This is a genomic window from Flavobacterium koreense (genome assembly GCF_054776075.1).
The window spans coordinates 403102-423192 of the sequence record NZ_BAAHCF010000029.1 but is presented as its reverse complement, the minus strand read 5'-3'; the positions used below and the strand labels follow the sequence as shown (position 1 = coordinate 423192).

Annotated in this window: 24 protein-coding genes; 22 read left to right on the top strand and 2 right to left on the bottom strand. The window is 29.0% G+C overall.

Going from position 1 to position 20091, the window contains the following annotated elements:
- Nucleotides 1-11 precede the first annotated feature (11 nt).
- Entirely contained in the window at nucleotides 12-1379 is a 1368-nt protein-coding gene (locus ACYU7A_RS10170) for a hypothetical protein (protein ID WP_460576269.1), read from the bottom strand.
- A gap of 152 nt (nucleotides 1380-1531) precedes the next feature.
- Between ACYU7A_RS10170 and ACYU7A_RS10165 the strand changes: the two genes are divergently transcribed.
- The 4 genes from ACYU7A_RS10165 to ACYU7A_RS10150 all read left to right on the top strand — a co-directional run bounded on the left by ACYU7A_RS10165 (nucleotide 1532) and on the right by ACYU7A_RS10150 (nucleotide 3714).
- Nucleotides 1532-2485, top strand: coding sequence for a DUF6624 domain-containing protein (locus ACYU7A_RS10165; RefSeq protein WP_460576267.1), 954 nt, complete (start codon nucleotides 1532-1534; stop codon nucleotides 2483-2485).
- Nucleotides 2486-2520: 35 nt separating this feature from the next.
- The gene (locus ACYU7A_RS10160; protein WP_460576266.1) at nucleotides 2521-2901 is read left to right on the top strand and encodes a VOC family protein; all 381 of its coding nucleotides are present in this window, start codon (nucleotides 2521-2523) and stop codon (nucleotides 2899-2901) included.
- A 434-nt stretch (nucleotides 2902-3335) separates the two neighbouring features.
- Nucleotides 3336-3530 carry a hypothetical protein gene (locus ACYU7A_RS10155; RefSeq protein WP_460576265.1) on the top strand — a complete coding sequence of 65 codons (195 nt, stop codon included), beginning with the start codon at nucleotides 3336-3338 and terminating at the stop codon, nucleotides 3528-3530.
- Complete coding sequence (locus tag ACYU7A_RS10150) at nucleotides 3514-3714, top strand: hypothetical protein (protein ID WP_460576263.1); 201 nt, start codon at nucleotides 3514-3516, stop codon at nucleotides 3712-3714. The genes ACYU7A_RS10155 and ACYU7A_RS10150 overlap by 17 nt, the downstream gene beginning before the upstream one ends.
- Before the next feature lie 134 nt (nucleotides 3715-3848).
- Here ACYU7A_RS10150 and ACYU7A_RS10145 read toward each other — a convergent pair whose 3' ends face one another.
- Complete coding sequence (locus ACYU7A_RS10145; protein WP_460576262.1) at nucleotides 3849-4139, bottom strand: hypothetical protein; 291 nt, start codon at nucleotides 4137-4139, stop codon at nucleotides 3849-3851.
- Nucleotides 4140-4309: 170 nt separating this feature from the next.
- Here ACYU7A_RS10145 and ACYU7A_RS10140 point away from each other — a divergent pair, with 170 nt between their 5' ends.
- The 18 genes from ACYU7A_RS10140 to ACYU7A_RS10055 all read left to right on the top strand — a co-directional run bounded on the left by ACYU7A_RS10140 (nucleotide 4310) and on the right by ACYU7A_RS10055 (nucleotide 20075).
- Complete coding sequence (locus ACYU7A_RS10140; RefSeq protein WP_460576261.1) at nucleotides 4310-4879, top strand: DUF4274 domain-containing protein; 570 nt, start codon at nucleotides 4310-4312, stop codon at nucleotides 4877-4879.
- A gap of 215 nt (nucleotides 4880-5094) precedes the next feature.
- Nucleotides 5095-5847: a hypothetical protein gene (locus ACYU7A_RS10135; protein WP_460576260.1), complete on the top strand. Its 753-nt coding sequence runs from the start codon at nucleotides 5095-5097 to the stop codon at nucleotides 5845-5847.
- Entirely contained in the window at nucleotides 5840-7156 is a 1317-nt protein-coding gene (locus tag ACYU7A_RS10130; protein WP_460576258.1) for a DGQHR domain-containing protein, read from the top strand. Before ACYU7A_RS10135 ends, ACYU7A_RS10130 begins: the two co-directional genes overlap by 8 nt.
- 198 nt (nucleotides 7157-7354) lie before the next feature.
- Entirely contained in the window at nucleotides 7355-7945 is a 591-nt protein-coding gene (locus ACYU7A_RS10125; protein WP_460576257.1) for a hypothetical protein, read from the top strand.
- A gap of 178 nt (nucleotides 7946-8123) precedes the next feature.
- Entirely contained in the window at nucleotides 8124-8909 is a 786-nt protein-coding gene (locus ACYU7A_RS10120; RefSeq protein WP_460576256.1) for a hypothetical protein, read from the top strand.
- A gap of 186 nt (nucleotides 8910-9095) precedes the next feature.
- Nucleotides 9096-9962, top strand: a complete 867-nt coding sequence (locus ACYU7A_RS10115; RefSeq protein ID WP_460576254.1) for a DUF5829 family protein — start codon at nucleotides 9096-9098, stop codon at nucleotides 9960-9962.
- 239 nt (nucleotides 9963-10201) lie between these two features.
- The gene (locus ACYU7A_RS10110) at nucleotides 10202-10876 is read left to right on the top strand and encodes an alpha/beta hydrolase (protein ID WP_460576252.1); all 675 of its coding nucleotides are present in this window, start codon (nucleotides 10202-10204) and stop codon (nucleotides 10874-10876) included.
- A 205-nt stretch (nucleotides 10877-11081) separates the two neighbouring features.
- On the top strand, nucleotides 11082-11795 hold the full coding sequence (locus tag ACYU7A_RS10105; RefSeq protein ID WP_460576250.1) for a CPBP family intramembrane glutamic endopeptidase: 714 nt from the start codon (nucleotides 11082-11084) through the stop codon (nucleotides 11793-11795).
- 206 nt (nucleotides 11796-12001) lie between these two features.
- Nucleotides 12002-12457, top strand: coding sequence for a nuclear transport factor 2 family protein (locus tag ACYU7A_RS10100; RefSeq protein WP_460576248.1), 456 nt, complete (start codon nucleotides 12002-12004; stop codon nucleotides 12455-12457).
- 180 nt (nucleotides 12458-12637) lie between these two features.
- Nucleotides 12638-13123: a hypothetical protein gene (locus ACYU7A_RS10095; protein ID WP_460576246.1), complete on the top strand. Its 486-nt coding sequence runs from the start codon at nucleotides 12638-12640 to the stop codon at nucleotides 13121-13123.
- Between the two features lie 125 nt (nucleotides 13124-13248).
- A complete protein-coding gene (locus ACYU7A_RS10090) occupies nucleotides 13249-13866 on the top strand; it encodes a Crp/Fnr family transcriptional regulator (protein WP_460576244.1) in 618 nt (205 codons plus the stop codon).
- 92 nt (nucleotides 13867-13958) lie between these two features.
- Nucleotides 13959-15290, top strand: coding sequence for a DUF2141 domain-containing protein (locus tag ACYU7A_RS10085; protein WP_460576242.1), 1332 nt, complete (start codon nucleotides 13959-13961; stop codon nucleotides 15288-15290).
- A gap of 30 nt (nucleotides 15291-15320) precedes the next feature.
- Nucleotides 15321-15512, top strand: a complete 192-nt coding sequence (locus tag ACYU7A_RS10080; RefSeq protein ID WP_460576240.1) for a hypothetical protein — start codon at nucleotides 15321-15323, stop codon at nucleotides 15510-15512.
- Between the two features lie 2 nt (nucleotides 15513-15514).
- Nucleotides 15515-16957: a S41 family peptidase gene (locus tag ACYU7A_RS10075; RefSeq protein ID WP_460576238.1), complete on the top strand. Its 1443-nt coding sequence runs from the start codon at nucleotides 15515-15517 to the stop codon at nucleotides 16955-16957.
- Nucleotides 16958-17134: 177 nt separating this feature from the next.
- Nucleotides 17135-17365 (top strand): hypothetical protein, encoded by a 231-nt coding sequence (locus tag ACYU7A_RS10070; RefSeq protein ID WP_460576236.1) that lies wholly within the window; start codon nucleotides 17135-17137, stop codon nucleotides 17363-17365.
- A 99-nt stretch (nucleotides 17366-17464) separates the two neighbouring features.
- Nucleotides 17465-18253, top strand: a complete 789-nt coding sequence (locus ACYU7A_RS10065; protein WP_460576234.1) for a DUF3667 domain-containing protein — start codon at nucleotides 17465-17467, stop codon at nucleotides 18251-18253.
- A gap of 15 nt (nucleotides 18254-18268) precedes the next feature.
- Nucleotides 18269-18781: a hypothetical protein gene (locus ACYU7A_RS10060; RefSeq protein ID WP_460576232.1), complete on the top strand. Its 513-nt coding sequence runs from the start codon at nucleotides 18269-18271 to the stop codon at nucleotides 18779-18781.
- A gap of 139 nt (nucleotides 18782-18920) precedes the next feature.
- Nucleotides 18921-20075, top strand: coding sequence for an alpha/beta hydrolase-fold protein (locus ACYU7A_RS10055; RefSeq protein ID WP_460576230.1), 1155 nt, complete (start codon nucleotides 18921-18923; stop codon nucleotides 20073-20075).
- The last annotated feature ends 16 nt before the right edge of the window (nucleotides 20076-20091 follow it).

Below are 20091 nucleotides of genomic sequence, written 5' to 3'. Positions count from 1 at the left end.
TAAAAAAGAACTTAAAACTCATAACTCATAACCAAAACCCCATCCATAAAAACGCCTTTATCTGAACGAAGCACAATGCTTTTTCTATCGCCTTCAAAAGTTACTTTAGCATTTTTCAATTCAAATGTTTTCCTAACCAGATTTCCTGTGTTTTTATGAGCATGAAAAAAACGTGGTAAATTAGGTGGTGTTTGATTGGGTGCTTGAGTACTAAACAACGTTTGACCAAAGTAAAAATGCATCGGATATATTACACGATCTATAGTTAACGAATCCTTACTTTTAATATAATAATAAAATCCTTTAAAGACATTGCTTTTATAAACCTCAGCATAGGATTTTATGACATCAAAATCAGAGAAAACAATCAAATCATAATCGGTTTTGTTTTCAATCGTAACCGTTTCTTTTGATTTTGCCATCACATAACTTGAACTCACAAAATCAAAACCTGTTTTTAAAGTATCTGAATAATTACCCATAAGCAGCACATTATTTTGTGCAGGCTTTACAAAACTTTCATAGAAACCTTTTGGTTCTAAATCGCTCTTTCTTACAGGTTCGTCTTTCTTTAAAAACATAATTCCAAAAGCTATAATAAGTATTACAATTCCTAGAAGCCCTAACATGAATTTAAAATCGCCCATTACTCTATTCCGAATCTTTAATTCGTAGGCATCGGTTGGTACATAAAACAAATAATGTAAACCTTTAAACATGGTTTCGAAGAAGAACACTATTCCTGGCTTGTCAATATGACTTGCTATCTCGCGCATTTCTTGATACATCAACTGTTTTACCTTAGCTTCTTTCTTAACCAAAACCTCAACAGGAACAAGCGCAATTAATTCTGATACTTTTTTAAATTCGTCATCGTGTTTTAACTTTCCTTTGCGAGTCATTTCTCCAATGTAGCCATCCAGTTTAAACTCTAATCGATGCGTCAATAAATCAACAACTTCCATTGGAAGAATTTCTATGTATTTAAGCAATACTTTCAAAGCAATAAAATCTTGTTGCTCCAATCGTGTTATAACAAATTGATTCAACTCATTCGATAAATTAGCCGAAATCTCTTGTTTTAATGCACTATAATCATAGGTATCAAAATTGGGAACGCCATAGTCTTTCAAGAAATTAAATCGTTCAAAAAGTAACGAATAGAATTCTTCATTGGTTGGTAAAAACTGAAGTAAAGAACTGTTATTTTTGAGTGCTTCTAAAAAACGTTCTACATCGTTAGTATTGAATTTTGAACTATCAATACGAACTTCAGTCTTCAATAACTTTTCATATTTGACAATCGTTTCCGAATCCAAATGCGAAAGTGACTGAGGATGCAACTTCTTTAGATATTGATAACAATGAATAAAACTCATACTTTGTGAACTGCAATAACGCTTACCGCAATGATACAAAAAAATAGTTCAAAGTAAATTCGAATTAAAAGTCAATTTTAACAAACTTTATAAAAATTGCCTATTTGTGATTTTACAAATTTTATATATTTACTAAATACAAATCAATTTTTATGAAAGCAACATTCACCACTATCCTACTCTTCCTTTTCTCATTAAGTTTCGCCCAAAATTATAAAGCACTTGTTAGTGAAGCCGATGCTTTATACAAAAACAAAGACTATAAAAAGTCGGTTGAAAAATATACCGAAGCTTTTAAAATCGAACAAAAAAGTGGTAGTGATTTTTACAATGCGGCTTGTTCTGCAGCACTTTTAGGAAAAAAGAATGTGGCTTTTCAATGGTTGCAACTTGCTTTAGACAAAGGTTGGATAAACGTAAGTCATTTAAAAACGGATACCGATTTGGACACTTTGCACAATGATAAAAAATGGTTGCCTTTTGTAAACGAAATGCAGAAAATTGTTGATGTAAAAGAAGCCAATTTAGACAAACCTTTACAAGCCGAACTATTAGCGATTTACGAAGACGATCAAGGTATTAGAAGAACATTCATCAAAGCTCAAAAAGACTATGGTTTTCAAAGCAAAATTGTAGATAGCTTGGGAAGAATCATGATGCAAAAAGACAATGTCAACTTAATTAAAATTACCAAAATATTAGATAAACACGGTTGGGTTGGTGCTGATAAAGTGGGTGGTCAAGCCAATCAAACGCTGTTTTTGGTGATTCAACATTCCGATTTACCTACGCAACAAAAATACCTTCCAATGATGCGTGAAGCTGTTAAAAACAAAAATGCTAGCAGTAGCGCACTAGCTTTACTAGAAGACCGAGTAGCTCTTGGTGAAGGCAAAAAACAAATCTACGGAAGCCAAATTGGTTTTGACAAAGATACCAATACCAATTATGTACTACCGTTAGAAGATCCTGATACTGTTGACCAAAGAAGAGCCAGCGTCGGACTTGGACTATTAGCCGATTATGTCAAAAATTGGAACATCGTTTGGAATGTTGAGGAATACAAAAAGCAGCTTCCAGAACTTGAAGCAAAAAGTAAAAAATAATTACTATTTTTGAATTATAACCAAAAACAAACATTATGAAAAATCCATTTGCTTGGGTAGAAATTTATGTGTCTGATTTGGCACGTGCCCAAAAATTTTACGAAACCGTATTAAACATTACCATGATTCCGATGGAAACTCCTGGAGGTTTTGGCGACCTTGAAATGCTATGCTTTCCTTGGGAAGAAGGCGGAAAAAATATCAGTGGTGCTTTGTGTAAAATGAAAGATATGGCACCTGGAAATGGAGGTACACTAGTTTATTTTGGATGCGATGATTGTTCGGTAGAATTGTCTCGTGTAGCGAAAGCTGGTGGTATTGTATTACAAGAAAAAATGTCGTTGGGCGAACACGGATTTTGTGGCATTGCGCTAGACACTGAAGGAAACTCAATTGGATTTCACTCAATGACATAACTACATAAAAAATAACTGCCAAGCACAAGTAATCGCTTGTGGTTTTTTTATGTTTTTTTCACTAAGAAATTCTGCAAATATGAACACTTTTGAATGCTTTTGAATGCTTTTGACATAGAATGAACGATTTTGAATGGTTGGTAGCAGTTTTATAGGGGTTTGGTTCGTATTTCGTTCGTAGTTTGTTCGTAAGCGTTTTGCTAAAATGGAACTTGTATCGAACATGCTACAAATAAAGGTAGATCAAAACCCAAAAATAGGATGCTCTCTTTGTAAAGATTAGGTAGAAGTACGTGGTTTTTATAGTAGAAAATTTATTACATTAGCAGAGTAAAACTAAAACAAGTAGCGCTAATCATACCTAATTTGGGTGTATTAGGATGATAACGTCAGACTTATACACTAGTTGGCGGTAATTGCACTTTACGAAACATATGAATTTAAAATTAAACATAGTTTTTTGGACAATAATCGGATTATCATTCTTGATTTCCGAAGACAAGCTACCTATTGGAAAATGGAACTTAAAGAAATCTGTTTGCGATGAAGACCAATATCTTGGTAATAGAGTTGACTTGCAATTTAATGAAAACGGAAAAGGATCAATTATTTATGATAAAAAAAAATAAAGTTGACTTTGAATGGAAAATGGATTTAGATACTTTAAAATTTAACTTTACATCAGAAAACAGAAGGAAAGGTTTTGTTTTGGGCGCCGAAAAATTTATATGTTTGAATGAACCATTCGAAAATCAAATGAGTTTGAAATATATTGACTCAAAATGTAAATGGATTTTTAGTGCTGAAAAATAGCAACTACCGCCAACAACCGTTTTGCGCTATTGCGAGAAAAGTGCAAAATTCACGTTTTTCTTTCGCAAGAATTATTATCTTTAACAGAAAATTTGGCGTTCCGAAGCTCGCAACAGACGCAAAGCCGCCTCACGTTATACGCAAGTGGCTACATTTTCGTAAGCAGACATCATTTCGTTAAAATCAGTGGCGGTATGATTATGCAACAAGAACGGTTCTTTTTGAAAAACTGTTACATTGTTGTTTTTTTCGTAGGTTCTAAACCCTAAGTTTTTAAATCCTTCGTGCCATTCAATTATTTCTGCTTTACCTGTATGACATAAGCAACCTACTTCAAGAGCTATTTCTTGCAGTTTTTTGTAATTTTCTTTGTTCACCCAATAAAAATTGTTAGTGAAATACTTTTGTTTAAATTCTTGTTGCATTTTAATTTTCGTTTAACAAACCGCCACCAGCGTATAACAGCGGTTTGGTGCTATTATTTTGCCTATAAATTTTATCTAAGGATTGAAATGTCTGCAAGGCAAAATAACAGACACCAAGCCGCAAACCGTTAGTGGCTATTATACCTGAAAACCGCAGAAAATATAACGAAATGATAATATTACCTTACAAAGAAAAATATATTCAAGAAAAATTCATTGAATTTTCATTTAAAAATGAAGACGAAGATTATCTTCCTGATTTTAAGAATTTTGAAAAACTAAATTCAACTGACCAATATTATCTTGCGAAAAATTATAATTGGGATGATGGTGTAGAAATATTGAAATGGATAATTGAAAGTAAAAAATGTGATAAAGGAACTGCGTCACTTATATTTTGGACGTCTGAACCTGATTATTATTTTGAGAAATCAGAAAGTGAAATTTCAGATTACGAAAAAGAAACTTTTATGTTGCTCAAAAGAATTGTAGAAAAGTTTATTAACAAAGAATTTAAGAACTCTAATCTAAAATATGATCCGACAGATAGAGAAAAAAGAATTGATTGGAATAAACAGAATTCTGAATGGAATATTCCAGAAGAACTTAAAAAGACAACAAAAGGTTTTTCAATAATAAGTCTTGGAATTATCCAACAAAAAATTTGGGATTGGCAACGAAAACGAAAAGAAGCAAAAAGAGCCGAAAAAAGAAAGAAACGAAAAAATAACAGCCACTAACAGCCGTTTCACGAAATTGCGGGGCTTGGGATTTATCAGAATTGGTAATTTTTGAAACTAAATTTTGTCTATATTTGTAATCAAAAGTGTTGAAAATCCGCAACTTCGTGAAGCGGCGACACGTTGGCAGCAATAGCCTCGGACGAAAACGTTGAAATAACAACTATGAAATGAATAAAATATATGTATTATATTTAAACTTTAAAAAATCAATTATGACTTGGAAAAAATATCAATTGTTTTTGAACATCGTTGCTACTGTCATTGTAGCAATTGCAGTAATTGGTGTTTTGATAATTAGTTACAACTATTTAAAAATTCCTGATACAAAAACTCAAACAATTAAAATTGAATATCATATTTCGAAGTCTAAAAATGAGGAATCAAATAAAGCCGAGATAAAAAAACTTGATTCAATCTTAAAATCGATTACACAAACCTCTAACAAAATTCAACAAAAACAACTTGAATTGATAGATGATAAATCAGATGAAAATTTTTTCAATAAACTATATACAGCTATTGTAGCAATTATTCTTGCAATAGCAGGTTTTTTTGGATTTAAATCTATTAGCGAAATTAAATCACAAGCTATTGATGATGCAAAAAAAGAATCTACAAATATTGCAAAAAAGGAATCTACCAAAATAGCCAAAAAAATAGCCAAAAAAGAGGCAAAAGAAGAGTTTATAAGAACATTTAATCCCGAATATGAGGCAAATGTTTTTGCGCAAGCTAATCTAGCAATGAATGAATTATTAAGGACTGAAATACAATCATTAGATGAGCGAGTTTATGCACTAGAACAAAATGGAGATAATCCAGATGATAATATTATTGATAATGATAATCCAGATGGAGATGGTCCTGATGAAAATCTAACATTAGAAACACCTAATAATGAAAACAATAATTTAGCAACCGATATAAATTTAGTAGAACCTGAAAATCCTTTTGAAAATGAATAATATAGAAACTGTAAAAGGATTTGTTGTTAATCAACTTACCTCAAAACCAATAGCCATTGCGGCTATAAATTTTAAAATATTACGAAATATTGTAAAATTCACTTCTAGAGAACCACAACAATATGATCCATTTAATCCTGAAAAATCAGTTAATAAAATAACTGAAGAAGTAAATAAAGATTATTATCAAAGGTTGAGAAATGATAAAAGAATTAGCAATATTTACAGCTTTCTATTGAAAGAAATCAATAATATTCATAATTCAAATAGTAATGCCATTGGATCATTTCCAACTGCAATTATTATATCAATGGATATAAATCAAGAAGCAGAAACAAAAGAAGAATATCTAAAAAACACTCTCAATATTAAAAATGATGAATATATAGGTGGATTTTATAATCGCCTTGATGGAAACAACCTTGAGTTACTTATTCCACAAAAAAAAGTTTCATTAATTGTTGATGGACAACATCGTTTGAGTGGAATGATAAAATTATATGAAGATGCTGTAAGTCACAATATAAAAATTGGCAGAAAATCTTTAATAGAAGAATATCCAAATTTATCATACGAAAAAGTTATAAATTCATTGGATCAATTTGATCTTAATTGTACAATCTTATTAGGATTTGACAAATGGGAACAAGGAAAAGTATTTGCTGATGTAAATTTCAATCAGAAACCGGTAAATAAATCTCTCTACTATGATATATTTGGTTCATTTCCTGACCCAAATAAAAATGATATTTTCCTTGCGCACATGCTGACGATGCATTTGAACAATAATGACAAATCTGTGATAAAAGGATTCATAAAAATGTTGGGATCAGGGAAAGGATATTTTTCACAAGCATTTTTTGTCGAAGCAATTTTAGAGCATTTCACTAAAAAAGGAATTTGGGGTAATATTCCAATGGATTTTCTCAATAATGGAGACGAACATAAAATTTTATCTAAATTTTTCAGAGCTTATTTTGCGGCTATCAAGGATGTTTTCAATCCATATTGGCCAACATTAGAAGAAGACACTTCAAGAAAATATCCTCATATTCTAGTAAAAACAACTGGTATGGGAGCATTAATTAAACTTATCAATCCAATATATAGAAAACTAAAGCTAGAAACAGATTTTAAAACTATTGAAGAAGATGCTTTATTGGAGTTATTGAAAAAAGAACTAGTTAAAGCAAAAGAAAAGGGAAAAGTTTTTTTCTCAAAAGAAGGAGAATATGCTGGATCAGGTTCGCTCGGATTACAAAGTCAACTATATAATGAACTTGGAAAAGCATTAGGTTATTTCAAATAAGTTATTGCTACAGCTGCCAACAGCGGTTTCAAGAAATGGCGAGAAATCTGCTAAATTCACGTTTTTCTTTCGCAAGAAAAATTATCTTAGTGGAAAATATGCGGTTACGAAGTTCGCCACTTCTTGAAGCCGCGAAACGTTGGTGGCAATTTTGGCACAGACTCAAGAATCTAAAGCAATTTTAAATCAAAACAAAAAATGAGCAAAATAGAATCAATTATTGGTGGCGAAGATGATAAGCCAAAAAAGACAAGAGCAATTAAAGAACAACATCATATTACTGACAACGAAGAGACTAATAGGATTATTGAAGAACTTAAAATTTATATAGATGATAATATTAGTGAGCTAAAACGGAATGGAATAATTATACTTATAGTAACAATTTTAATCGCATTGGGAATATATATTCACATTGTTTTATCTCTAAAATCACAACTTTTAGAGATAAAAGCATCTTCAAACCCAACACAAACTGTAACATATTTAATTTTCAGAAGTACAGCATTGGGGGCTATTGCAACAACCATATTAATATTAGGATCAAAGATAACAATTTCAAGTTTTGACCAAGCTATGAGGTTTACCAAAAGAAAAATGGCTACATATTTTTTACATTTTTTATACAAACAACATAAAGACCAACTTCTTAAAGAAGTCAATTTAGACCAAATAATGAATTCATTTGACCATTGGAATAGAAATGTTGCATCTGCATTTTCTAACGTAAATATTGAAAGCCAAAACCCGATAAAAGACTTAAAAAACAGTAAGAAAAAAAAGAAATAATTACAAGAATACGCCAACAGAATAAAAAAAACTGCCACCAACAGCAGTTTGCAAAAATGGCGGGTTTTGGGCTTAATTTAAAGTTGGTTTTGTACTTGCAAAGCCAGTGTTTAACCGAAAGTTTTAGGCTTACTTAATCCGCCACTTCTGCAAGCTGCAAAACGTTAGCAACCATATTATGAAAAAAATTGCGGTAATATTTACAATCGTTTTTTCAGTTTTTAAAATTGAAGCTCAGAAAATTGAATTCAATAAAAACATTGATAAAGACTCATTATTTCAAGTTGTTATAAAAAAACTTCCAGATGAATTAAGAAAAGATCTTGTTAATTCATACAACGAAGGAAATGAACATAACAAAGAGTTTCTTTTGTATATGCTATCAATGCCAATAAGTAGTAAAAAAGAATTAATAGAAAATATTCAAAAGAAGAAAAATGAAATTCTAAATCTTAAAGATGAATATTTGAAAATTGTTCCTGAAAATTATATTGTAGAAATTGAATTTGAGCCGGAAAGTAAAATTGTCAATCAACCTGAAAATATTACTTTGAAAATTTTAAAGAAGAGAGAAATAAATACAGGTGAGTCAACTCAAAAAATAAAAACTTTAGAAAGAACGGATGAATTTGAATTAGTCTCGAAAAATTGGAATTTATATTTTGATTCCGAAATTTTAGCAACAGAAATAAAAAAATTAGGTTGGAATAACGAAACTTTGATTAAAATCAAAGATTTATTATATAATGCCAATTGCATTTCAATAAAAAATGGTGAAATAACTAATATTGGTTTTGCTAGAAGTAAAATGGGGAAATACTCTTTTAACATTTTTGATAAAACTTTAACTCAAAAGCAAATTGAAGAATATAATGACGGTTGTACATATATTTATTTTATGGAGAATATTGCTTTAGAGTATCGAGGTGGCGCAGTCGGAAATCAATGCTTTGAGAAAGAATAAAATAAATACGGTTGCTAACAGCAGTTTGGCACAATTGCTAAGTTTGGTTCGGGCTTGGAAACGCTAGTGAATATCTTTTTTCTTTTTAACTTCGTTTGTTCTTTCAAAGTTTTAGGTATATTTGTTTTGGCTTGGGCTAAACTTACGCAACTGAGCCAAGCGGCGAAACGTTGGCAGAAATTTTATATGAAACACTACATACTTATACTTTTAACATTAACGCATTTATTTTCCTTTGGACAAATAAAGCCAAATAATAAAACTGATTTCAACACAATTTTTATTTGTGTTGACAGTATTACTTACAAAAATTTATTTCAAAACAAGTTTCTTAAAGACACATTATTTTTTTGTAGGGAAAGTCATCAAGAAACAAATGACAATTCATATACAGGCAAATACTTTATTGGAGAATCTTCTACAATAGAATTTTTCCAACCCAAAAAATCTGACAAAGTTGGAGACAATTTTGGCGATTGGGGAATTGAATTTAAAACTCGTAAAATCGGCATACTAGACGACATAATTGGAAAATCAAAATTGCTTAAATATCAAATTGATACTTCTACAACCACATTTTTAGACAGTTTAACTATTATTCCTTGGTATAAAACTTTGAGTTTCAAAACTTCTAAAAATGAATTATCAATTTTAGAATATCAAAATGAATACTTAAAGTATTTAGGTTTTACCAGTGACCAAATAAACAAGTCAATGACGTATAAAGAGTATAATAGTATTTTATCAAATGGAGAAAAATATCCAAGACAGTTTTCAATGGTAACCTATATTAAACTTTATGCAGACAAAAAACTTATTGATGATTTACAAAAGTTTGGTATAATTAATAATTGTAAAAAAAATAAAAATAAAATTGCTAATAGTGAAACAACAATCGAATTTATCGAAGTACAAAAGTTGCCAAAATTTCAAATAAAGGAAATAACAATTTCGCTTTTGACAAAACAGAATAATCGTATTGTAAAAATTAGCGATAATCTTTACATAAAAATAAAGGGGAAAAAAGCTAAACTTATTTTTAAGGACAACTAATAAAAAAACTTCTGCTAACAATGGTTTACAACAATTACTGGGCTTGCGCTTGCTATCTAGTCTTCGTGGAGAACATGCTAGTTACCACTACTCTATCTTTCTAGAAAATTTTGTAAATTTGTTTAGGTTCGTGTTTGCAGCAGCAACAGGCGGCAAGCATGGGAACGTTGGTGGCAATTTTACCAAACCGACCGCAGACAAATGACAGACATAAACATTAAATAATTTTTAGAACATAAATGAGAAACAAACTTTACATTATTCAGACCTTTCTATTTTTTGTTTTTATTGGTTGTCAATCAAGTAAAAACACACAAAATTTAGAAACTGAAAAAGACTATATTTTCTTTATTCATAATAAATTTTTAGAAGAAAATTCAGATGGAACTTTTTCAGACAAATACAATGTAACGGTAGATTATAATGGGATTTTACAATCTTTTAAAAAAGATGGTTTTATTGTTTTGAGTGAAAAAAGAATAAAAAATACAGATACAAAAAAATATGCTGAAAAAATAGTTTCTCAAATTGATAGTTTAATCAAAACTGGCGTTAAACCAAATCATATAACGATAGTTGGGACTTCAAAAGGTGGATATATTGCTCAATATGTTTCCACTTTTTCGAAAAACCCGAACCTGAATTTTGTTTTTATTGGTAGTTTCCAAGAAAGCGATATTGAAAATTATTCTGAAATAAATTATTGTGGAAATATCTTGACAATTTATGAAAAATCAGACTTTTTTGGTGTTACAGCAATTAAACGAAAAGAAACATCCAAACTTAAAATTAATCAATTCAAAGAGATTGAATTAAACACAGGATTAAAACACGGATTTTTGTACATAGCATCAGACGAGTGGATAAAGCCTTGTAAAATGTGGGCAAAACGAAAATATGAAATGTTAGAATAAAAAACTGCCTTCAACAACAACTTTGCGCTATTGCTGGGCTTGCGATTGCTATTTTATACTTCGTGGAAAATAATCTGGTTGCTACAATTCTATCTTTCAAAGAAAAATCGTAGGTTTGTTTTGGTCAGTTTTTTTTACAGTTACATCAGACGCAAAGCTGCCATAACGTTATATTCAAGTATTGCTCAACGAAAACTAAAATGGAATGATACAACTAATTGGATTAATTGCTATTTCATGGTTACTATTAAAGTTTTTTGCAAAAGAGAACTTATCAGTCCTTGGATTAATGCCAACTAAAAAAAGGATTATCTTTTTTTTAATCCTTTTTATTTGTTCAGCTTTTTTTTCTGCTACAACATTTCTTCTAAAAATGTACTTCACTAAAGAAGAATATATAATTTCCGAGCTTTTAACATTTGAAAACTTTTTAATTGAGATTTGGTATCAAATTAGAACTGTTTTAACTGAAGAATTAATTTGTAGAGGTGCTTTGCTTTTTATACTCATAAAAAAAATTGGAACCCAGAAAGGAATAATTATATCATCAATCTTTTTTGCTGTATTACATTGGCTAAACAATGGTGTTTGGGGAGATTTAATTCAAATGATAATAGTTTTTGCGTTTACCTTTTCTATGGGACTTTTATTAGCATATTCATATTCTAAAACCTATTCATTACTTATTCCTTTTGCTATTCATTTGGGTTGGAATTTGACACAGAACTATATTTTTCCAGATTCTGCCAATGGTAATCACATCTTTATATTAGCAAAAAATCCGCCAACTGTTACAATCTCATATTTAGCTTTCTTTACTATGATTTTATTTCCAAAAATTGCTGTAATCTCATTTAATTATTTGATTGTAAAAAAATATCCTAAGGTAGAATTGATCGAAAAAAATGCCAACATATAACAGCGGTTTACATTAATTGCAAGGCTCGCGTTTACAATTTTGCTTCTTAGAAAATAAATCTAGTGGCTACAATTCTATCTTCAATTTAATTCCGTAGTTTTGTTTTGGTCAGTGCTTGCACCAGCAAAAAACGCAAAGCAAATAACATTAGCGCTCATTTATGCGCAGAATTGACGTAAAAAATTTTATAATTTAAAACGATTAAAATGAATTTATTTAAAACTTTAATATTTGCTTTAATCCTATTTAGCGGATTAAAATTGAGTGCTCAAGAACAAAATAGCAAATCAGAAATTGAGCAGATTTCCGAAACGCTCATGGATTATATTGAAGGTACTGCAAATGGAGAACCTGAAAGATTGAGAAAAGCATTTCATCCTGACTTTAATTTATATACCATAACTGAAGAAAATAAATTAAGAATTCGTTCAGGTGAAGAATATATTTCGCAAATAAAAAACGGAGAAAAATCAAACAGAATTGGGAGAATTATTTCAATAGATTACGAAAAAGATGCTGCTATAGCAAAAGCAGAAATCATAATTCCAAACTGGAGAATATTTACAGACTATTTTTTATTACTTAAATATGAAGGCTCATGGAAAATTGTTCAAAAAAGCTATACTTGGGTGGAATATCCAAAAAGTGAAGAGAAAAAATAAAACTAGCATAACCTAAGTTTTAAGCTATTTCTGCTTGCTATTTTGAACTTCGTAGAAAATAATCTGGTGGCTACAACTCTATCTTTCTTAGAAAATTTGTGGGTTTGGTTGGTTTGTGTTCGCAGTAGTAACTGATTTAAAGCTAAGGAACATTAACGGTAATTTTAAAAACGCATTAATATGAAATATCTCATTTTTTTTATTATATTGATTTTCAATATTCAAAAATTAAATGCTCAAGAAGATAACTTAACAAATATTGGAAAACAAATTTTTGAATCTATTCGTGATATTGATACAGCTAAAATAAATCGATTAATTCCAAAAAAAGAAGATTTTTTAGGTTACATTAATGAAAGCTCAGACAATAATCGCGACATACAAGTAATGATAAAAGATTTTGATCAAGATTCTGCAAACTTTAAAGTTAATGCGTTTAATAAATTAAAATCAATTAACAAACGAGGTCAAGACATTGGAATAAATTGGGAGAAAGCTGTTTATAAATCAACGGAAATAAAAAGTATAAATACTGAAAATTCTTTTAAAAATACCCATATTTATGTTTGGTTTTCCTTTAACAAAAAAGAATATATTCTTGAAACAATTCTTATATATTATAAGAAATACTTTATAGTAAGTGAAATTTTTTTTGAAGGCAAATAAAAAAGCTATCTTTAACAACCGTTTTGCGCTATTGCTGGGCTTGGTTTGTGTTTGGACACTGTAGCAATTATTTTTTTTAATATACATTATTTAGTTGAATAAACCCATTGGAAAACCTTTGCAAAATGTCAAAAGAACATAATTTTAAAAAAGCATTTTTTGATTCCTTTAAAACATTATGCCCTGAAATAAATAAGAATGAGATAATTTTTTTGAATCAAAATAGTCAGATAGTCCAACTAAAAAAAGGAAAAGTTTATTTAAACAACTGCAAGGTTCAAAAGTCATTAGGATTTGTCGTTAAAGGCTTGATTAGAGGCTATTATTTAGATGATGAAGGAAAAGATATAACTATCTCCTTCATCAAAGAAAATGAATATGTAACTGACTATATTTCATTTTTGAAACAAAGCGTTTCAAAATATTGTTTCATTTGTTTAGAAGATTGTATAATTATAGAGTTAAGTTATGATAATATTCAACAGGGATACAAAAAATCAAAAACTTTTGAAAAATATGGAAGACTCATTGCTGAAAAAGTACTTGAAGAACGAATAAATAGAGTCGAAAAACTCCAATTTTTAAATGCAAAAGAGAGATATATTGACTTTTTAAATACTAATTTTGAATTGCTATCCAGAATCAAATTGAGTCACCTTTGTACTTATTTAGGTATTGAGAGACAATCCTTAACGAGAATTAGAAAAGAAATTATCAAAAATGACACAAATGTGTCAAGTTGAATTTATTCTTTATCATCAACTTTGGGTCAAAATATCAAGTTATGCAAAAATGTGTTCTTCTAGTTTTAATTGTTGTATTTCAAATTAACAAAATGTCAGCCTGTTCCGCATTTTTTTGTGACGGACAAACAAAATATTTTGCGAAAAATTTTGATTGGGGTTCAGGGCAAGGATATATCATCAAAAATATGAGAGGACAAACAAAATTTGCCTACGGACTTAGAGGCTCAAACCAAGCTAATTGGACTTCAAAATATGGCTCGATAACCTTTAATCAAATTGGCAAAGAATTTCCTTATGGTGGTATGAATGAAAAAGGTTTAGTTGTTGAGCAACTTTGGATGTCTGAAAGTGTATATCAAGAAAATAATAATCAAACTATTTCTGAACTTGAATGGATACAATATCAGCTTGATAATTATTCAACAATTGACGAGGTTATTTCAAACATTAATAAGTTGACAATAAAGCCAATTGCAACAATTCATTATTTCATTGCAGACAGAAATGGAAATTCAGCAGTAATTGATTTTGTAGAAGGCAAAACAGTTGTAAATAAAAAACAGGGCATAAATCAAGTCATTACTAATGAAACATTTTTAAATTCTGTAAATTACTTTGAACACAACAAAACAAAAATTGATAAAGATTCGCGAACTCATTTGGACAGATATTGCCAAATAAAAAACAGCTTATCTAATATAGAAATTGAAAACCCAAATCAAGCATTTGATATTTTAAATAACAGTTCTGAAAACAAAATCCATTATAAAACCTATTGGACTATACTATATGATCTAAGTAATTTGAAAATTTACTTTAAATCGTTTGATAATAGAACAGTTAAGGAATTTAACCTTTCTGAAATGAATTTTGACCCAAACTCAAATATAGATGCTTCTGCAATCAATCAGGATTACTTTAAACTTGAAAACTATACTTTTGAAATGAATAGAACCTTGTTCAGTACTTCTTTAAAGATGATGGGCTTAAAAATGGATGAAGAATTAGGTTCAATACACCAGATGACACCAAACCAAAATAGAATAGATAAAATTTATCAAGACAATTACATTGATTTGACAATTACTTTTGTTTCAAAATCTGCAAAAGGAAATATTTACTATACTTTAATGAATGGAGAAAAAAATTTCAATTCAAGAAAAGGAATAAAAAGTGGTATTTTCCCAATCCAGAAAACAGAAAACAAAAAAATTATTTATGGAATGCCAAAAACAGAAATTGCTTTGGCTTGTTTTCAAGACACTAACCTTGACAATAAAATAGACACTAAAATATTTGGAATACCAAAAAACTACGGATTTTCAAGAAACAACAGAGGTTTTTTGGGAACACCGCCAAAATATAAAGATGTAAAAATTAATCTAAAAGACAATACCGAAATAATAATAAAAATTAAATAGCAATAGACTCACTTACAAAACATTAAAAATATGGAAAATAAAAAAGGAATAAACTTATTCTTTGCATTAATAGCATTTACAATAGGTTTGACATTATTCAAACATATAGACTTAAAAAACTTCACTCTTAAAGAGCCTGTTTTAGACATTCTTTACATCATTGTATTTGTAATGTCTATTTACTTTATTATAAAAGACTATACAAAACGAACCAAAGATTAAAAATGAATTTTAAAGCAATATTTACACTTTTATTACTTTCAATTTATTCTGCTTTTGGGCAAAATGCTGAAGTAAAAAATTTATTATTAGATAAAACGTTAAAGAAAGACAGCATTAAAGCAGAATTTGCTGAACTGTATAATTTGACGAATGCCATCCATCCGGGACAGTTTATGTTTTGTTCTAAAAAGGAATTTGACAAAACCTATTTGAAATTAAAGAATTCAATCAAAACAGATCTTTCAATAGTAGAATACTACAAACTAACAGCCACTTTAATGGCAAAAATTAAAGATGGACATACGGCAGTTGACAGAACTCAAATCAGTTCTTTACTAAAAGATAGATTGGTATTTCCTTTCAGTATTTATAAAATTAAAGACAACTATTATTTAGATAAATCCACTATTGAAAATAAAGATTATGTTGGTTTGCAAGTGATAAAAATTAATGGAAAAGAAATGAATTCAATCGTGAAAGAAATTCAAAAATTCATTCACCTTGAAGGACAAAATAAAACAGGATTAAATACACGGTTTAAAAACTTTCCTTTTTACTATTTTATTCTTAATCAAACGGATAAATTTGAAATTGAATATTTAGATAGTAAAAATCAAAAACAAAAAGTAATAATAAAATCAATTTCTTTTCAAACATTCACAAATAGTATTTCAGAACAACACGAATCTTTAACAACCGAGTTTAAAACAAATAATTTGGCAATTCTGAAATTTCATTCTTTTGCAAATGGATATAACGAACCCGACAGAAAAGTTGCAGAAAAAAAATTAGATCATTTTTTTGCACAATTGGATAGTTTAAAAACTAAAAACTTAATTATTGATGTAAGAGATAATGGTGGCGGTGCACCTGAAATGGCAAACTATTTGTTTTCATATTTGACGAAAGAGCCTTACTATTATTTTGATTATATTGGAGTAAAATATAACAGTGTAAAAAATTGGAAGCAATATGCTCAATATCCAAACAATATAGAGGAAATAATTTTGAGCGAAACGAAACTTATAAATGGACTGAATTGCTACACAGAAACTGACAGTACAGATAATTGGTTGTTTAAAAAACAGCAAAACAAATCAAATTATTATATAGGGAAAGTTAGAATTTTGATAAATGGTGGATGTTTTTCAACCACAGGACACTTTTTATCCTTGTTGAGAGAATATAAAATTGGAACGTTTTACGGAGAATATTCACAAGGAAGTAATTATAGTAATTCGGGCATGCAAGCATTCGTTCTTCCTTATTCTAAAACATTAGTTTGGATACCGATTTTTCAATTTAAAATGAGAACACCAAATTTTAGAAGTAACCCAAAAGGAATTAAACCAGACCTTGAACTACAAATTGAGCCAAACGACTTGAAAACAAAGTTTGATAGACAAATGGATTTTGTAATAAAACAAATTGAACAAAATAAATGAACGCACACACAACAGCGGTTTTAAAAAATTGGGTTTTTGGGCTTAATTGTAAGTATGTTTGTACTTTTGATTTTCGTTGCTTAATCGAACGATGAGCATACAAATTCCCAACTTCTTAAAGCTGCATCCTTTTTGTAGCAGTCAAACCGCAGAATTCACAAATTAAATAAATTAAAAATGAAAGTTAAAATCCTTATACTTTTGATAATTGTTCTTGGGCTTTTGACAGCGTTATTTAGTTGGTTATTTTATATTCGCATCAGAATGGATTACAACTCAGAAGGCACCTATTTTGATAAAAATACTTTAGTGGTTTATAACGAACAAGCTGTATTAGTTTACGGAATAATTACATTTATATTGCTTACATTGACAGTAGTAACAACTTGGAAATTGAAAAAGAGGTAATAAAATAATTGTTTCTAATTCAATAATTTTAATATATTTGTTTGAGTTGCATTTATATCAACTAACAATACCTTGTAAAACTTATACCGTGAAAAATCAATGGCAAAAAACAACTGTCTTAACTGCGGAAAAGTACTTACCGATAAATTTTGTTCTGGTTGCGGACAAAAAGCCGATACACATCGTATTACTTTTAAAAATTTTATTTTTCACGATGTACTTCATGGTACGTTTCATTTAGATAGAGGAATTTTATTCACAGCAAAACAAGCTTTAACGCGTCCAGGACAAGCAGCACTTGATTACATTGCAGGAAAGAGAAAGCCATTTTACAATGTGTTTTACTTGATTTTGATTACTATTGGTTTAATGTTATTTACGCGTCATATTGGCGATTCATTAAATAACCAAGATGAAACAATTACTCAAAGTAAAGAATATATAAATGAAGCCAGCAGAAAAATAGATGAACTATTTGATCAAAAAAATAAAATAATAATTTTCCTATTCGTTCCTTTTGCTGCTTTAAACAGTTTCATTTTATTTAAAAGAAAAAAGCTAAACTTGAGCGAACATGCTATAATTGCAGGAATGGTTTTATTAGGTGTGCTATTAATTTCCACTTTCTCTAACATTCTCTTTTGGTTTAAACCAATTCAATACATTGGTCTTGTTATAAGTTTACTAATAATAGCACTTATTCTTTTTTACATTTGTTTTGGATATTTTAATGCCTTTGGTGAAGAATATTCCAAGTTAGGAATTGCCTACAGAATTGTATTGTTTTTTGCATTGATTGGTATTGAAATATTAATTTTAACATCGATTTTAGTTGGATTTGTAACCAATTGGAAATTTGGTAAAATTCAAATAACACCTTTTGGATAATAAATTTTAGAATTAATGCTTCAGAAATACAAAAAAATAACTACACAAATTCTTTATTTTGCATTAGTATTACTTGCACTTCTATTTGCAGATTCATGGCTTTTACCTCAAAAAACTATTAAAGATGAAATTGAATATTATTCTACAATTTATTCTACTCATAGAAGTAAATATAGTGCAAGTGAATCTAAAAAATTAATGGGTTATGTTTTTCTAACAAAAAATAAACATAAATTTTCTACTCAAGAAACTTTTATTAAAGAAAACGACATTATTATAGAACAAAGTTACCTTCTAAAAAACATAACTTCTGTTAAAACGCAAACCAAAGATTATTCTGAAAAATTAATGTCAGGATTTAGTGGTTTGAATCTTTATTTAGCTGTTGGATTATTAATCTCCATAGTAATTAGTCTTTTATCACTAAAGTTTGATAAAAACTTAACCGAAAATGGATTTCAAAATATAATTATATTCAATTCTTTTTTGGTATTAATAGCTTTATATTTTGCAATGATATTTCATTAGCTTATGCCTAAATTGTAGCTTTATATTATAACTATCGATTTGTCATAATCTTATTAATAACGATTTATTAAAAAAACTAGTATTTTTTATATTTTTGTTTTTATTATTGGATTTATTAATAGTTATGATAACAGAAATTATGAAAAAACATTTTATCCTACTCTTTTCTCTTTTTCTAATAACTACATCTAACGGACAAGAAATTGCTCGAGTTGAAAACATAAAAATCAATTCTAAAGAGCTACAACAAGAACGTGAAGTTTTAATTTACACTCCTCAAAGTTATAATGAAAATCTATATTCTTCTTATGATGTAATCTATGTATTTGATGCACACGCCAGAGAATTTTTTGATTATGTACATTCTGTAATAAGTTTTTTAAGTAATACTTCTAAAAAGTTTATTGTTGTAGGGATAACTTCACCTTACAATGAAAAATTAGATTACAGCAGAAACAACGACTTTTTACCTTATCCTAAAAATACCAATCCAAAAGATTTTTATAATGGTTATTCCGGAAATGCTGACAACTTCTTGAGATATGTAAATAAAGAAGTGGTTCCTTATATTGAATCCAATTATAGAACATTAAATCACCGAACAGCTGTAGGACATTCCTTAAGTGCATCGTTTATTGTGTATGCAATGTTAAACGAAACCAATTTATTTGACAATTACATTGCCATTTCACCTAACTTTTCTTTCGATAAAGAACGATTAGTAAATGATATTAAACAATTTGATTATACTAAAATAAAAAACAATAAATTTCTATATATAAGTCATGCCAACGAAGCCCAAAATTGGAAAGAATGGAAACCTGCTAGAGAAAAAGTGTATTCGTTTCTGCAAGATTCTCTAAAAACAGATAAGCTGAAAGTTGTAATTAAAGATTACTCAACAGAAACCCATTGGAGTACTTTTGCACCGAGTTTTAATACTGCTATTCAATATTATTTTGATAACATTTATGAAAACCAACAAAAAGAACTTTCTACCGAAGCATATGAAATTACAATCAATGTTAAAGTTCCAAATAAAGAAGATGAAATCTACATTACAGGAAACCAAATAAATTTAGGAAATTGGAATCCAAGTCTGATTAAAATGAATAAAAAATCTGATTTTGAAAGAGAGTTAAAAGTAAAGCTACATTCGCCAGCACAATTCAAGTTCACAAAAGGAAGTTGGGAAACAGAAGCCGAAGTTAAAAACAGCATTTCAGAAAACATAACAATTATGCCTAAAAAAGGCAAAGAATATAGCTTTGAAATCGTTGGTTTTAATCAGTAAATTCTAAAGACACAAT

What these genes read in the sequence shown, in the direction of transcription:
- ACYU7A_RS10060 (WP_460576232.1), top strand. Translation starts at nt 18,269, where the DNA reads ATGCTTCAGAAATACAAAAAAATAACTACACAAATTCTTTATTTTGCA.
- ACYU7A_RS10140 (WP_460576261.1), top strand. Translation starts at nt 4,310, where the DNA reads ATGATAATATTACCTTACAAAGAAAAATATATTCAAGAAAAATTCATT.
- ACYU7A_RS10145 (WP_460576262.1), bottom strand. Translation starts at nt 4,139, where the DNA reads ATGCAACAAGAATTTAAACAAAAGTATTTCACTAACAATTTTTATTGG.
- ACYU7A_RS10085 (WP_460576242.1), top strand. Translation starts at nt 13,959, where the DNA reads ATGTCAGCCTGTTCCGCATTTTTTTGTGACGGACAAACAAAATATTTT.
- ACYU7A_RS10125 (WP_460576257.1), top strand. Translation starts at nt 7,355, where the DNA reads ATGAGCAAAATAGAATCAATTATTGGTGGCGAAGATGATAAGCCAAAA.
- ACYU7A_RS10100 (WP_460576248.1), top strand. Translation starts at nt 12,002, where the DNA reads ATGAATTTATTTAAAACTTTAATATTTGCTTTAATCCTATTTAGCGGA.
- ACYU7A_RS10080 (WP_460576240.1), top strand. Translation starts at nt 15,321, where the DNA reads ATGGAAAATAAAAAAGGAATAAACTTATTCTTTGCATTAATAGCATTT.
- ACYU7A_RS10150 (WP_460576263.1), top strand. Translation starts at nt 3,514, where the DNA reads ATGATAAAAAAAAATAAAGTTGACTTTGAATGGAAAATGGATTTAGAT.
- ACYU7A_RS10070 (WP_460576236.1), top strand. Translation starts at nt 17,135, where the DNA reads ATGAAAGTTAAAATCCTTATACTTTTGATAATTGTTCTTGGGCTTTTG.
- ACYU7A_RS10135 (WP_460576260.1), top strand. Translation starts at nt 5,095, where the DNA reads ATGACTTGGAAAAAATATCAATTGTTTTTGAACATCGTTGCTACTGTC.
- ACYU7A_RS10105 (WP_460576250.1), top strand. Translation starts at nt 11,082, where the DNA reads ATGATACAACTAATTGGATTAATTGCTATTTCATGGTTACTATTAAAG.
- ACYU7A_RS10160 (WP_460576266.1), top strand. Translation starts at nt 2,521, where the DNA reads ATGAAAAATCCATTTGCTTGGGTAGAAATTTATGTGTCTGATTTGGCA.
- ACYU7A_RS10170 (WP_460576269.1), bottom strand. Translation starts at nt 1,379, where the DNA reads ATGAGTTTTATTCATTGTTATCAATATCTAAAGAAGTTGCATCCTCAG.
- ACYU7A_RS10115 (WP_460576254.1), top strand. Translation starts at nt 9,096, where the DNA reads ATGAAACACTACATACTTATACTTTTAACATTAACGCATTTATTTTCC.
- ACYU7A_RS10095 (WP_460576246.1), top strand. Translation starts at nt 12,638, where the DNA reads ATGAAATATCTCATTTTTTTTATTATATTGATTTTCAATATTCAAAAA.
- ACYU7A_RS10120 (WP_460576256.1), top strand. Translation starts at nt 8,124, where the DNA reads ATGAAAAAAATTGCGGTAATATTTACAATCGTTTTTTCAGTTTTTAAA.
- ACYU7A_RS10155 (WP_460576265.1), top strand. Translation starts at nt 3,336, where the DNA reads ATGAATTTAAAATTAAACATAGTTTTTTGGACAATAATCGGATTATCA.
- ACYU7A_RS10165 (WP_460576267.1), top strand. Translation starts at nt 1,532, where the DNA reads ATGAAAGCAACATTCACCACTATCCTACTCTTCCTTTTCTCATTAAGT.
- ACYU7A_RS10090 (WP_460576244.1), top strand. Translation starts at nt 13,249, where the DNA reads ATGTCAAAAGAACATAATTTTAAAAAAGCATTTTTTGATTCCTTTAAA.
- ACYU7A_RS10075 (WP_460576238.1), top strand. Translation starts at nt 15,515, where the DNA reads ATGAATTTTAAAGCAATATTTACACTTTTATTACTTTCAATTTATTCT.
- ACYU7A_RS10130 (WP_460576258.1), top strand. Translation starts at nt 5,840, where the DNA reads ATGAATAATATAGAAACTGTAAAAGGATTTGTTGTTAATCAACTTACC.
- ACYU7A_RS10110 (WP_460576252.1), top strand. Translation starts at nt 10,202, where the DNA reads ATGAGAAACAAACTTTACATTATTCAGACCTTTCTATTTTTTGTTTTT.
- ACYU7A_RS10065 (WP_460576234.1), top strand. Translation starts at nt 17,465, where the DNA reads ATGGCAAAAAACAACTGTCTTAACTGCGGAAAAGTACTTACCGATAAA.
- ACYU7A_RS10055 (WP_460576230.1), top strand. Translation starts at nt 18,921, where the DNA reads ATGAAAAAACATTTTATCCTACTCTTTTCTCTTTTTCTAATAACTACA.